This is a genomic window from Pseudochrobactrum kiredjianiae (assembly GCF_030362795.1).
GTDB lineage: Bacteria > Pseudomonadota > Alphaproteobacteria > Rhizobiales > Rhizobiaceae > Pseudochrobactrum > Pseudochrobactrum kiredjianiae.
Window position 1 is genome coordinate 297,534 of sequence record NZ_JAUCBM010000002.1, and the last position, 13,453, is coordinate 310,986.

9 protein-coding genes are annotated in these 13,453 nt (G+C 51.2%); 3 read left to right on the plus strand and 6 right to left on the minus strand.

Annotation, left to right across the window (positions count from 1 at the left end):
• Window positions 1-24: 24 nt before the first annotated feature.
• From nosZ to QUF18_RS07430, 6 genes are all read right to left on the minus strand, one after another.
• Window positions 25-1,944 (minus strand): TAT-dependent nitrous-oxide reductase, encoded by a 1,920-nt coding sequence (gene nosZ, locus QUF18_RS07405; protein ID WP_289386450.1) that lies wholly within the window; start codon window positions 1,942-1,944, stop codon window positions 25-27.
• A gap of 23 nt (window positions 1,945-1,967) precedes the next feature.
• Window positions 1,968-4,256, minus strand: coding sequence for a 4Fe-4S binding protein (locus tag QUF18_RS07410; protein WP_374807043.1), 2,289 nt, complete (start codon window positions 4,254-4,256; stop codon window positions 1,968-1,970).
• A gap of 357 nt (window positions 4,257-4,613) precedes the next feature.
• Window positions 4,614-6,302, minus strand: coding sequence for a thiamine pyrophosphate-binding protein (locus QUF18_RS07415; protein WP_289386452.1), 1,689 nt, complete (start codon window positions 6,300-6,302; stop codon window positions 4,614-4,616).
• A 250-nt stretch (window positions 6,303-6,552) separates the two neighbouring features.
• Window positions 6,553-7,800, minus strand: coding sequence for an O-antigen ligase family protein (locus QUF18_RS07420; protein ID WP_289386453.1), 1,248 nt, complete (start codon window positions 7,798-7,800; stop codon window positions 6,553-6,555).
• A gap of 88 nt (window positions 7,801-7,888) precedes the next feature.
• Window positions 7,889-9,214 (minus strand): ATP-binding protein, encoded by a 1,326-nt coding sequence (locus QUF18_RS07425; protein WP_289386454.1) that lies wholly within the window; start codon window positions 9,212-9,214, stop codon window positions 7,889-7,891.
• Complete coding sequence (locus QUF18_RS07430) at window positions 9,214-9,873, minus strand: response regulator (RefSeq protein WP_289386455.1); 660 nt, start codon at window positions 9,871-9,873, stop codon at window positions 9,214-9,216. Before QUF18_RS07430 ends, QUF18_RS07425 begins: the two co-directional genes overlap by 1 nt.
• Before the next feature lie 346 nt (window positions 9,874-10,219).
• On the opposite strand from QUF18_RS07430, the gene dsbD reads away from it, so the two are divergent.
• The 3 genes from dsbD to QUF18_RS07445 all read left to right on the plus strand — a co-directional run bounded on the left by dsbD (window position 10,220) and on the right by QUF18_RS07445 (window position 13,370).
• Window positions 10,220-12,142 (plus strand): protein-disulfide reductase DsbD, encoded by a 1,923-nt coding sequence (gene dsbD, locus QUF18_RS07435; RefSeq protein WP_289386456.1) that lies wholly within the window; start codon window positions 10,220-10,222, stop codon window positions 12,140-12,142.
• 137 nt (window positions 12,143-12,279) lie between these two features.
• A complete protein-coding gene (locus QUF18_RS07440; protein WP_289386457.1) occupies window positions 12,280-12,912 on the plus strand; it encodes a DsbA family protein in 633 nt (210 codons plus the stop codon).
• A gap of 23 nt (window positions 12,913-12,935) precedes the next feature.
• Complete coding sequence (locus QUF18_RS07445; RefSeq protein ID WP_289386458.1) at window positions 12,936-13,370, plus strand: DsrE family protein; 435 nt, start codon at window positions 12,936-12,938, stop codon at window positions 13,368-13,370.
• The last annotated feature ends 83 nt before the right edge of the window (window positions 13,371-13,453 follow it).

Below are 13,453 nucleotides of genomic sequence, written 5' to 3' on the forward strand. Positions count from 1 at the left end.
TATGGCGCTGATGCTTCATGATGTTTAAGCGCCTTTCGGCTCAACAAGCATACGGCCTTTCATTTCCATATGCATGGCATGACAGAACCACGAGCAGTAGTACCACCACACGCCCGGTTTGTTGGCGATGAAGGTCACCGATGCGGTGGCCTGCGGTGCCACTTCCATATTGATCCCGTAATTGATGATCGCGAAACCGTGTGTCAGGTCTTCAATTTCATCAATATTGGTCACATAGACAGTGACTTCATCGCCCTGTTTGACGGTGAATTCCTCAAGGCTGAAAGCCGGTGCGGCGGAGGTCATATAGACGCGGACTTTATTGCCGTCACGGATGACTTCCGCAGCTTCCATCAGATCGACGCCATCGGCCTTTGCCTGTGCAACGGCATCGGCAAAGAACGGATCTTCACGGCTCCAGAAATTGACCGGATTGATCTTGGAGCGATGTACGATTGTTGCGTCATGCGGTTCGGCAAAACTTGGTCCGTCATGGACAACCACCATTTTATCGCCGGAAATATCAATGAGCTGGTCATTTTCCGGTTTGAGAGGGCCCACATTGAGATAGCGGTCTTTGGAGAATTTATTAAGGGAGATCAGCCACTTGCCGTCTGCCTCTTTGGTTTGTCCCATTGAGGTGTGGTTGTGGCCGGGCTGATATTGCACATCCAGTTTCTGGCGGATCGGGTCAACCTTTTCGCCCTTGAATGCGCGTTTGGCATCCTCAATATTCCATTTGCAAATCTGGCTGTCGATAAACAGGGTTGTATAGGCATTACCCTTACCGTCATAGGCGGTGTGTAAAGGCCCGAGACCCAGTTCCGGTTCGGCTACCACAGCATCACGCGGGCTGATTTTGTCATCAAACAGATCGTCGAATTTACGGACGTCGAAAACAGTCACAGTTGGCGACAATTTACCATTGGCAACAATGTGAATGCCGTCCGGTGCGGTGTTCATCCCATGCGGGCTGTTTGGAACCGGAATATAGCGGGTGAATTTAGAGCCTTTACGGCCGTCAATCACCGGCACGCCGCCCATTTCCTTGAATTCGCCTTTGGCAACGGCTTCCTCAATCCGTTTCAGATTGAAGACAACGATCCAGTCCTGCTCACTGCCCATCATTTCGGCCAGCGTTGTCCCTTCTTCGGAATTGTAGCAGGTGGCGAAAGCATATTTGCCCTGATAATCGCAGTCGACATTGTCCAGATTACCGCTGACCATCACCTGCCATGCGACCTTCATGCTTTCACCGTCAACGGCGGTGAAAATCGCATGATAGTTTTTAGTGTCGGTCAGATTGGTGCCGTCATTCGGGATTGGCACGCGGTCTTCACCGTTACAGAAGACATAACCGGTTTTCGGATATTTCTGCACGCGCAAGCCGTGAACCGTGTGCTGGTTCGGAAGCTGAATGATCTTGTCGCACTTCATCACATCAAGACGAATACGGCAGACACGGGTATTGGCTTTGTCATTGGCATAGAGATAGCGGCCGTCATAGGTGCCATCGGTAAAGGACAAATGCGGATGGTGCAGGTCGCCATTGTCGAAAATGCCGCCACGGTCTTTCATGAACTCGCGGTCTTCAGGCAGCATGCCTTCAGTCAGGATTTTTCGGCTTTCATTGGTCTGTCCCCAGCCGGTAGCGCTGTCACGGTTGAAAACCGGAATACGCATCAGCTCGCGCATAGAAGGCAGGCCGACAATGCGGACTTCACCAGTCTGCCCGCTGGAGAAGAATGTGTAATATTCGTCCAGTTCACCCGGTTTAACTTCAGCGCTTGCGCCGGATGCGGCACTTGCAGCCATAGCCTGCTTTGGTGCGCCAGCCATTACGAGCGCGCCGCCCATGCCACTGGCACCAGCCGCAGCCACAAAGGCCGAGGTGCCAAGTAATTGCCGTCTGCTCATGCGGGTTTTATTTTCTTGCTCAGACATTGCTGTGCCTCCAGTTGCGAATTTCAGGATGCTGCGCCGGGTGCAGGCGCACCGGTAACAGGCTTTCCGTTATGGGTAATAATGGTTTTGGTCTGGCTGCTGCCGCCTTCTGCCGGTGGAATGTAAGGCGCGTTGCGGGCAGCGAATTTCTCACGTTTGACGCGCACCTGAATCATGTGCGGGCAGCGTTGGTCGTCGTGATAGAGTTCCTGACAATGCATGCAGTAGATACATTCATTGACATTGATCTGGCCTTCCGGATGGATGGATTGCACCGGACATTCAACCGCACAGCGCTGACATGGCGAGCCGCATTCCGGCCAGCGTTTCAGCCACTCAAACATGCGGATACGGCCGGGAATGGCGAGTGCTGCGCCAAGCGGGCACAGATAGCGGCAGAAGAAACGCTCAATGAACAGACCAGCAGTCAGCAAAGTCAGGGCATAGATGACGAACGGCCATTCACGAGCGAATTTCAGAATGATTGCGGTTTTGAACGGTTCAACTTCAGCGAAGACCTCGGCCAGCGCTACAGAATAGAGCGACAGACCAAACAGGCCGAGGAAGATAATATATTTGATCGGCCACAGACGTTCATGCAGACCCCAAGGCAGTTTGATCTGTGGCACTTTCATCCATTGCGCCAGATTGTTGCTCAGTTCCTGCATCGCGCCGAAAGGGCAGAGCCAGCCGCAGAAAGGACCGCGCCCCCAAAACAACAGACCGGCAGCAACTGCGCCCCATAGCAGGAAGGTGAGGGGCGAAGTGAGGAAGAACTCCCAGTTAAAGCCGGTAATCAGCGAATTGGTGAAAGTCAGAACATTGACGACCGACAATTGTGTGTTGGTATAGAAACCAAGCCATACGAGAACGAAGAGGAGATAGCCGCGTCTGACCCATGCGAAGAAGCGCGGACGTCTGACGAGATGGTTCTGGAAGAAGAAGATTGCGACCAGCACCAGAATAGCAAAGGCAGTAATCACAATATTGATTGTGTTCATCTGCCACATCTGAATCCAGAGCGGATTATCCTCACCGAAAAAGTCCGGTAATGTTTCTTCACCGACCGGCGCACTCACATGCGGGCTGTTGGCTGTCGGGGCATCTTGCGCAGGCTGCGCCGGGACAGTGGCCACTTTGGCAGGCGCACTGATCGTCACATATTGGTCGGGAAGATTATAACCGAGGTCGTAGAAGATACTGGCTTTGTCACGGGCACCAAAGCCACGTTGTACCAGCAATTGCAGTTCCCAAGGTTTCGTCACGTCAAAGGTAAAACCTTCGGGTACAGTGAACAGAGCGATTTCGCGTAATTTAGGTGCGCCGTCAGCAGCAATGTCACCGATACGTGTGTGGTTTTTATCGCGGAAACGGATGCCCTGACCATCTTGTAACAACTCTATACGATCAAAAATCCCGCCGCGTACATAGCCTGATCCTTTGAAGGAATAAGCACCATCACCCGCGACCAGTATTGCTTGCTGACCGGGTTTGAGATGTTTTTGCATCTGGTCATAACCGGCTTTACCAAGCAGGCTGAGACCGATGGAGGGTACTGATACAGGCGCAACATAAAGCTCGATGAACTGGTCTTCAGGGTCAGATGTTTCAGGATTGCCCGCAGCTTGCGGCTGTTTGGCATCAAGAAAGGCTTGCGTCACTTCACCGACGCTGAGTTTCAGGCTACGCACAGAGCCATCGCCGGTCAGTTCCTGCCAATCGCGTATATCCTGTTTAGACAGGTCAATAGTGCGTATTTCTTGAGGGGCGGCGGATAAAGCGGTGGAAGGCTGATTGCCGAGGCGCCCGCTGCGGATCAAGCCTACAGCTGAGCGCACCACACTATCGCCCATCACCAAAATGGTGACGGTGGCACCACTGACAATCTCAACCTGTGGCGGCTTGGCAGTGCCGGAGGAAACCGCACTGAAATCGCTGTTGATAAGGGAGTTGAGCGCGGCAACGACTTTGGCTTCAGGAATACCGATCAGAACAATCGGCTCTTTATGATCCACCAGTTTGATGCCGCGGATAATGCCTTTAGGATCAATGCCGACAAGAATATGGATTGGCTTGCCTGAATAGCCGACCGCACTGGTAAAATCCGAGTTCAGATAAATATAACCGAGCAAGTCCTGATTTTTATAGACCGGTGCAATCGGTGGCTCACCTTGCGGCGTGCCGATACGGTCGACATCCTGAAAGATTTCCTGAATTTTGAGCGCTGGCAGATATTTATCAAGCAGAGCCGCAGAAGCTGAGGATTGCAGACTGAAAAAAACGCTAACCAGAAGACAGAACAGCTGAAACAGTTTTCTGAAGGAAAGTGCCGGACGGTCATGAAAGCGGTTCATATCAAGGGCTCGCTGCAAATCATTACGCGCAGTGGCAATGCCATCGGGCGATGTATGCAACGGACTTTAATGAAGCGGCAGAAAGCGTCTTTGCGTCAGAACAAACTGGTCATTATTTGATGCGCAGACATGCATTCTCTTGTGCAGTCCGCCCGTCTTATAAAAAAACCTCTGCCCTTCTCAGAGGAGGGCAGAGGGTAGTAACTGAGCATACCCCGAAAAATGTGAAACAATCTTCGGAGAAAGATCCGAGCCAAAATAGTGAGATAGAGTGGTTCCAATGTTTCAATAGGAACCGCTCTAATCTCTAAAGTGTCAGCTCTTTTGTGCAGCCAAAGCCTGTTCACGCATCGCGCTGAGGCTCATTTTCGGTGTGATTGCTTCTTGATCAATGCGAATTTCAATTAGCGCTGGTTTGCCGGAAGCGACAGAGCGCTCAAAGGCTGGTGCAAATTCATCCGTATTTGCAACCACTTCGCCATGCAGGCCATAGGCTTGCGCCAAAGCTGCAAAATCAGGATTTGCGAGCGCAGTACCGGAAACACGACCCGGATAGGTGCGTTCCTGATGCATACGGATGGTGCCGTACATGCCGTTATTCACGACAATGAAGACAACGCGGGCATCATATTGCATGGCGGTTGCCAGTTCCTGACCATTCATCAGGAAACAGCCGTCACCGGCAAAAGCAATCACGGTGCGATCACGTTCTGTCAGTTTGGCGGCAATTGCCGCCGGTACACCATAGCCCATAGAGCCGTTGGTTGCGCCGAGCTGCGTGCGGAATGTTTTATACTGATAGAAACGATGCGGCCACGCCGTATAATTGCCGGCACCGGTGGTCATGATTGTGTCCTCAGGCAGATTTGCCCGCATCCACTGCATGATTGCACCCATCTGTACATTGCCCGGAATTGGTGCATGTTGCAGATTATCATTATAATTCTTGTTCAGCTCAGCCGTCCATGAGGCCCATTTATCGGTGCCGATCTTACCAAGTGCCCGTAACTGTTTGGCAAAAGCAACCATTGTCGCGTTGATTGGCAGGGTCGGATAATAAACGCGGCCAAGTTCTTCCGCGCCGCTATGCACATGGATCAGCTTCTGATCCGGTACAGGAATATTGACCATCGTATAGCCCGCACTGGTCATTTCACCGATACGCGCACCGATTACCAGCAATAAATCGCTGTCTTTAATGCTCTGAATCAGTTTCGGGCTGGCTGAAGTTCCCAGCTCACCGGCATAATTGCTCAGTGCGTTGTTAAAGAGATCCTGACAGCGGAAAGAAGTGGCGACAGGCAGATTATTGGATGTACAAAAGGCTTCAATATCAGCGACGGCCTGTTTATCCCAACCGCTGCCGCCGAGCATAACCACAGGGCGCTCCGCCTGTTGCAAAAGCTCAGTTAAATCCTGTAACTGTTCGGTTCCGGCAGAAATTTCGATCTTTTTATGCGCTGGTACATCAGCGACACTGGCATGATCTGTCAGCATGTCTTCCGGCAGAGCGACAACAACTGGGCCCGGACGGCCATTCACCGCACGGTGGAACGCCTGTGAAACCAGCTCCGGTATACGGGCAACATCATCAATTTGCACAACCCATTTGGCCATCTGGCCAAACATCCGGCGGTAATCGACTTCCTGAAAGGCTTCGCGCTCAACCTGATCGCTGGCAACCTGTCCGATGAACAGGATCATCGGGGTGGAATCCTGAAATGCCGTATGCACACCCACAGAGGCATTGGTAGCACCCGGTCCGCGGGTTACAAAGGCGATGCCCGGTTTGCCGGTGAGCTTGCCATAGGCCTCAGCCATGTATGTTGCGCCGCCCTCCTGACGGCAGACAATCAGCTCAATATCTTCTTTTGCATCATGCAATGCATCGAGCGCTGCCAAATAGCTTTCACCTGGCACACAGAATGCTCTGTCCACGCCATTGATGCGCAACGCATCAATCAGGATCTCTCCGCCCGTCCGGTGATTGTTTTTATGATTCATAGCCGACATTTCCTCAATAATGTTCGCCTGCAGTGACTGTAACCGCACAGATGTCGCCCCGGCCCCTCCCGGATCACCCTACTTGCAGTTAACTGCTGTCTTAACCCGTCTCCCAACGGATATAAGATCACAGAAATACAGTTTGAAAATTGAGCTTAGTCAACAAGCAGCGGAATGATTTGTGATGAATACTGATCACATTGTGCTGCTAAATCATCATGAACCGGATAAAGCAGTGCATATCGGCCGTTTAGCGGGTTTTGACACGTGCATGCAGACGCAGTGCCATGACCGCAGCCAGCAGCGAGAACCAGACCTGACCACGGGGAGCAAAAAACGGTGATTCCAGATTGGCATAGAGCATCATGAACACCCAGATGCGCAGATACATTGTTGCAAGCGCCGGATCATTGCCGTTTTTCTGAGAGCGATTATAATCCAGCAGCGGGCAGAACAACATCCAGACCGCAAATAACGTCACACCGACAATGCCTGTCGTGAGCAGCAGGTTGATATAGCCATTATGGGCGTGACCAGCTCTGGCAGCCCATGTCTCAATTTCATAGCCGCCATTCACCAGATGCGACATATTCCAGAATGTATCATAGCCGAACCCGATCCAGGGATGTTCACGAATCTGTTCAAAAGCAAATTTCCACACGGCGTCACGACCGGTAAAACTCGGATCTGACATTGTGCTGCTGACGAAATCGAGCAGGGACGGATTTAAAACAGTTCCGACTGTCAGCAGAGCCATTAGACCAACAGGAACAATAAAGGCCAGAAATTGCAGCGGCAGTAATCGTGCAAAGCGAATAGCTTCGGCTACAAGCAATGCCACTACGATTAGCCCGATTGAGGTTTTATTATTGGAATAGATCAGAAAAATCGTTGCTAAGATGATGTTAATCGCGGGTATCAGGAAATCATCTTTGCGCAGCAAATAGAGATTATAGATGATCAGCACAATCATCGCGGGCCCCGCGATATTTTTATGCGCAAAATGCCCGCGCCATGAGCCGGCATTCGCCAGCTCTAAAACTTCCGACATATTGTGAATGGATACTTCCGGCATGAAAATAACGCCGAAATAGGACAGCAGCAAGATAAATAAGCTGAGATATTTGATCATTTTCTGAAAATGCTGCGTGTTTTCAGGCAGGATGACCCAGGCCATTGCTGTCACCAGCACTGTCATGCTGAAAATATAGCGACGAAATGCAATATCAGAATAATCAGACGTAAATACCGTGATAAACTGCCAGCAGAGTAAGACTATCAGCAGCGGGGACAGCATTTTGAGAGCGATTTGCCGGTGGCTCAGTAAATACAGCCCTGAAGCGGCAAATAAGGACAGCGAAATGAGCTGTTGAAGAATATTGCCTTGTTCGGCTGCCAGCAGGATCGTCGGATCGCGCAAATCTATGAATGGCGTCACTGTGACCCAAAACAGAAGAAAAATCAGAATAAACAGGATAGATCTGCCTGTCCGGTTCACTGATTTTCCTTTCAGAGGGTAGGATTATGCACACAAAGTTCAATTAGGAGCATGGTCGTTTGCGTCCTCTTGGGTGCACAAAGGGCGTTTATGCCCAGCGTAATTCTGCTTCCATGCCTCGTCTGTCTGTGCGGTTGCGTAAGGCGAAGCTGATGCCAAGCCTTTTGGCCGCTGTTTCTACAATTGTCAGGCCAAGACCGGTGCCGGTCTGGCTTTTATTGCTGCCACGATAGAAACGGGTGGTCAGAAGCGGAATTTCCTCTTCTGCAACACCATTGCCGCAATCGCGCACAACAATACCGCTACCATTGTTCAGGCTTTCCCAACGGATGGCTTCTTCCGCTGGCGAATAATGCGTAGCATTTTCATAGATGTTACGCAGGATCAGGGTCAGACTGTGACGATCGGTTTGCAGGGTGCTTTCAAAAAGAGCGGGATCAATATGATTATTGATTTTGCGACCGGCGACAGTGTTCTGCGCGATAATTTCCTCAACCAGTTGCCCGAGATTGACCTTTTCCGGTGTGACCGGTGAGGCATCAGAATCCAGCTTCGCAAGCGCCAGTAGTTGGCGTACCAAGCGGGTGGTACGGTCAACCGAGAGCAAAATTTGCTGCAAGGCACCTTCTTTAATGGCCGGATCAGCCGCAGCCAGTGCAATTTGTGCCTGCGTTTTGAGACCTGCGAGCGGTGTGCGCAATTCGTGGGCAGCAAAAGCAGTCACTTCGCGCTCATGACGACGGGCGGCTTCGACCTTAATAAACAGCCCATTCAAAGCATCAGCCAGCGGTTTGACCTCGGAAGGAATATTGCCTGCAGGCAGCGGACGCATATCATCGGCATCTTTTTGGCGGACGTTATCGGCCAGCTCATGCAGCGGCCGCAACCCGCGACCAAGGCTGATCCAGATCAGCAGGCCGAGCAAAGGCAGAATTAAAATAATTGGTGCAACCAGACCTTTCACCAGATCGCCGACGAGGCGGTCACGCAAGGCCAGACGGTCAGCGACAAGAATCCGCACGCCTTTGGCCGGATCAACGATGGTATAAACGCGCCATAACTCACCCTGAACGATCTCATCGGAGAAGCCGGTGCTATTACCGGTGATTTTAATATCAGGCGCGCCGGTTGAACTACCGACCAGCTCTCCGTCAAGTGACCAGATCTGGCAAGACAAATAGCGCTCATAATTGCCATGCTCATGCGCGAGGCTGATAGCGTTTGTCGTATTCATGCCTGTGGAGGCATTGCCGAGCAGGGAATGCACCATGCGTGCGGCTTCCTGCAAACGCGTATCCAGCACATGCTCAAGCTGGTTGCGGCTGTTGAAATAAGTCCAGGCAACAGCGCTTGCCCAGATAATGCCGGTCGCAGTAACCAGAATAATGAACAGTCTTTTATGTAGTGAAGTCATTATGTTACCCGCATCCGGTAGCCGAGGCCGCGCACGGTCTCAATGGCTTCGCGGCCAACTTTATTGCGCAGGTTATGAATATGCACTTCAACGGTATTGCTCTCAACCTCTTCCTGCCAGCCATAGAGTCTTTCCTCAATATCGCTTTTGGAGCGGATAATGCCCGGTCGCTCCATCAAAGCAGAAAGCACAGCAAATTCCCTGCGTGATAAGGGTACGCGCTCACCTTTGACCTTGGCATTGAGGCTTGACGGATCAAGTTCGACATCACCGGCAACCATAATGGCGCGCGCACGTCCTGCACCACGCCGCGCGATTGCCCTGACCCTTGCAGCCAGCTCATCGAGATCAAAAGGTTTGCCCATATAATCATCGGCACCGCTGTCGAGACCGGCAATGCGGTCAGAGGTTTCATCCAGTGCTGTCAGCAGCAAGACCGGTGTCGGATCTTTGTCAGAGCGCATTTTCCTGAGAACATCCAGGCCGGAACCATCCGGTAACATCAGATCAAGCACAATCGCGTCGAAAGTGGAGGAAGCCAGTGCCGCCAGCGCGTCCGCACAAGTTGAGACCTGATCGACCGTCGCACCGGCAAGACCCAAGCCGACTTTAAGACCGTTGGACAGAACCGGATCATCTTCAACTACCAGAACGCGCATAATATTCTCCTGAACCATCGACCATAGTTGCGGTTGCCTCAACAGGGAGCTGGTTTTAACCATGACTGCGATATCACAGCAATCTTGTTACTGTTGCATTGCCAGATTTGGCTTTTCTGCCTTAAGGCTGACTTAAGGTCATAGGATAGTATGGACATTGTCACAGATCACTGCCTATCTAATTGGACAGGCATGATCTTTCTTTATTTATAGCATTTCCAGCAAAAGTGCGAAGCGATTTTGCGTCGGATAATGCGTAAAAACAAACAGTTACAGCGATTCCAACGATTCAGTTTTAGCTGGAACCGCTGTAATCGCATGAAAATTACCAGACCCGCGGGATAATATGATCCGACATTTTTCCAGACAGCTTTTCAGCCTGCTTTTTTTAGGCCTTATTATATCTGCTGTTTTCACGCCACTATTCCCTGCTCAGGCGCAATCGGTGCGCAGCGTTGACGAAGTTATGCAACTGACCGTCACGCGCGATGAGAAGAACGCCCTGCAACTGCAATGGAATATTGCGCCTAAAATTTATATGTATCGTGATAAGATTCAGATCGAAAAGCCGGATGGCACGCTGGTGCCTCTCGATGTGAATGAAGGGGTCGTTAAAGAAGATTTGAACTTCGGAAACACCGAAGTTTTGTATAATCATGCTTTTGCGCAGGTGCCTGAAAAGGATTTGCCGCAAGACGGGAAATTGCTGATCCGCTGGCAGGGCTGTGAAGAAGACAGCATATGCTATCCGCCGGTCACCAAATCGCTTGATCTGCAAACGCTTGAAGTGACAAAAGTCGCGCTGGGTTTTGGCGGTTTGTCGCAGAGCAACGGGACAGCAGGTCAATCGCTCGCACAATTGCCGACAATAGATTTGTCGGGGACGGAAGACACTGCAACAGATATTCCCGCTGCTCCAACCAGTGCTGAACCGGCTGAAACAGGTTTCTGGGCCAGTCTTACAGATGCCAGTGCAGAGGATGTGAATGCATGGCTTGGTTCGAATTTCACGCTGATGCTGGCCGGATTCTTTGGTTTTGGCCTGCTTTTAGCGCTCACACCTTGTGTTTTCCCGATGATTCCGATCCTCTCAGGAATGCTGGCAAAATCCGGTGAAAAACTATCGTCCAGTCGTGGTTTTGTGCTGTCTACGGCCTATGTGGTGGCAATGGCAGCGGCCTATGCTTTGCTCGGTTTTGCGGCCTCGTGGTCCGGCTATAATTTGCAGGCCGCATTGCAAACACCTTATGCGTTGGGCTTTATGGCGCTGGTTTTTGTTGCGCTCGCTTTTTCTATGTTCGGTTATTATGAGCTGCAATTACCGCAAGGCTGGACAAATTTTTTCAGCCGCAAAACAGCAGGCAAAGGCGGGGCAATCAGCGGTGCGCTGGTGCTCGGTTTTGGCTCCGCGCTGATTGTCGGCCCTTGTGTAACACCGCCTCTTGCTGCCGCGCTGCTCTATGTTGCGCAAACCGGCGATGCCGTGCGCGGCGCTTCGGCTTTGTTCGCGCTCGGTCTGGGGATGGGCGTACCGCTGATTATTTTTGGTACTTTTGGGGCTAAATTCCTGCCGAAATCCGGCCCTTGGCTCAATACAATCAAGCAGATTTTTGGCGTCGTATTTCTGGGGCTGGCGCTCTATATGATCCTGCGCTTGCTGTCTGATGAAAATGCGATGCTGCTGCTGGCACTGACGGCGCTGGCTTGCGGTGTGTTCCTTGGCGTGTTTGACCGCTTGAGTGCCAAAAGCACGGTGATGATGCGGTTGGAAAAAACCACCGGTATTGCCGCTTTGATTTACGGCACATTGCTGATGGTTGGTTTTGCGGGCGGTTCGACTGATCCGTGGCAGCCCCTGGCATTTTTGCAGGGTAATGGAACACAGGTTGCACAAAGTGTCGTGGCGCAGCCGGCCAAAATTGTCAGAACCACAGCTGAATATGATCAGGCATTGAGTGAAGCAGTCGCAAGTGGCAAGCCGGTCATGGTGGATTTCACAGCGGATTGGTGTGTGACCTGTAAAAGCAATGAAAAAGTGATGAAACAGCCGGAATATGCGGCAAGACTTGGGCACCTGACGTTGATCAAGGCGGATATTACCGAATATTCCGATGCAAACCGTGATCTGATGCAGCGCTTTAATGTTGTCGGGCCGCCAACGCTGATGTTTCTGGAAGCACATACCGCAACCGAGCAGAAACAAAATCGTATTATCGGAGAGCTGACGCCGGATAAGCTGAACAGCCGGTTGCAGGCTCTCGGCCTCTGAGTATTTATATCGAAAACGCCCGCGAAGACTGAGAATGGTCTTCGCGGGCTATCATAACAAACAGGCAGAGCATTTCGCATGGTTGAGTTTAAACCGGAAATGGTCTGGATCGACAGATTGCATTACAGGAGAACCTCATGCAACGCCGCCAGTTTCTTCAACTCTCATCCGGTATCGCTCTGAGTGCTTCTTTTTTGCTCGCCGGGCAGCAGGCAGTTTTGGCGCAGGACGTGGATCTGAATGGTATTCTTTACGATCCTGAAGCACCTGTGGGCGGTAATCCGAAAGGCGATCTGACGATTGTCGTTTTTACTGATTATAATTGCATTTATTGCAAAAAGTCCGGCGTTGATCTGGCAAAAGTTGTCAAAGAGGACGGTAATATCCGTCTGGTCTATAAAGAGTGGCCGATCCTGACTGAATCTTCGGTTTATGGCTCGCAATTGGCATTGGCAGCGCAATTTCAGGGAAAATATGATCTCGTGCATAAGGCGTTGATGGCTATTCCGGGCGGCAAAGTCTCAAGAAAGGCCATGCTTGATGCGGTGAAAGCTTCGGGCATTGATATGCAGCGTCTTCAGGCTGATCTGAATAAGAACAATGGCAAAATCACTTCGCAATTACAGCGGGTGATGTCGCAGGCCGAGTCCATTGGCGTTGAAGGCACACCAACCCATCTGATTGGCCCTTTCCGTGCAATGGCACTGGATTATGCCGGTTTCAAAATGGCCGTGGCTGATGCGCGCGCGCGAGAAAAAGCGGCTAAATAAGAGTACATAACAGGAATATGAAAATGAATGACCCGCTGATACATAATCGCTATCAGACAATTGAACAGCGGGTCGTTTATCATAATAACGGGGCTTCGGTTCATGCCTCTCCGGTCGAGACAAAAGCCTACATGACGGCTTTGCTCACTTCCCTCACCAATCATGTGAATGCTTTATGCGCTGGGCTTGCTGAAAAACCGGCTTTTACGATTCATGTCGTCTGTCATGGTGCAGGGCTGGATTTGTTTGCCATTGTGCAAGAAGACGCTGTTTTGAAACAGCGGTTTGATAGCTTATGCGAACAGGGCGTTCGCTTTCTGGTCTGTGCCAATACATTGCGTGGACGTAATATGAAACTCGCAGGTATTTACGGCGCGACAGATCAGGATGTGGTGCCAAGTGGTGTTGCAGAGCTTGGCCATCTGCAAATGCAGGGCTTTGCCTATATTCATCTTTGATGAACAGGGCTGCTTAGCCATTAAAGCAATAATAGCAGGCTTGAAAAAGTAAACGCCCGACGCTGGGAGGAGCATCGGGCGTT

Coding starts and splice junctions, on each gene's coding strand:
- QUF18_RS07445 (WP_289386458.1), top strand. CDS start 12,936: ATGAATGACCCGCTGATACATAATCGCTATCAGACAATTGAACAGCGG.
- nosZ (WP_289386450.1), bottom strand. CDS start 1,944: ATGTCTGAGCAAGAAAATAAAACCCGCATGAGCAGACGGCAATTACTT.
- QUF18_RS07440 (WP_289386457.1), top strand. CDS start 12,280: ATGCAACGCCGCCAGTTTCTTCAACTCTCATCCGGTATCGCTCTGAGT.
- QUF18_RS07430 (WP_289386455.1), bottom strand. CDS start 9,873: ATGCGCGTTCTGGTAGTTGAAGATGATCCGGTTCTGTCCAACGGTCTT.
- QUF18_RS07415 (WP_289386452.1), bottom strand. CDS start 6,302: ATGAATCATAAAAACAATCACCGGACGGGCGGAGAGATCCTGATTGAT.
- QUF18_RS07425 (WP_289386454.1), bottom strand. CDS start 9,214: ATGACTTCACTACATAAAAGACTGTTCATTATTCTGGTTACTGCGACC.
- dsbD (WP_289386456.1), top strand. CDS start 10,220: ATGATCCGACATTTTTCCAGACAGCTTTTCAGCCTGCTTTTTTTAGGC.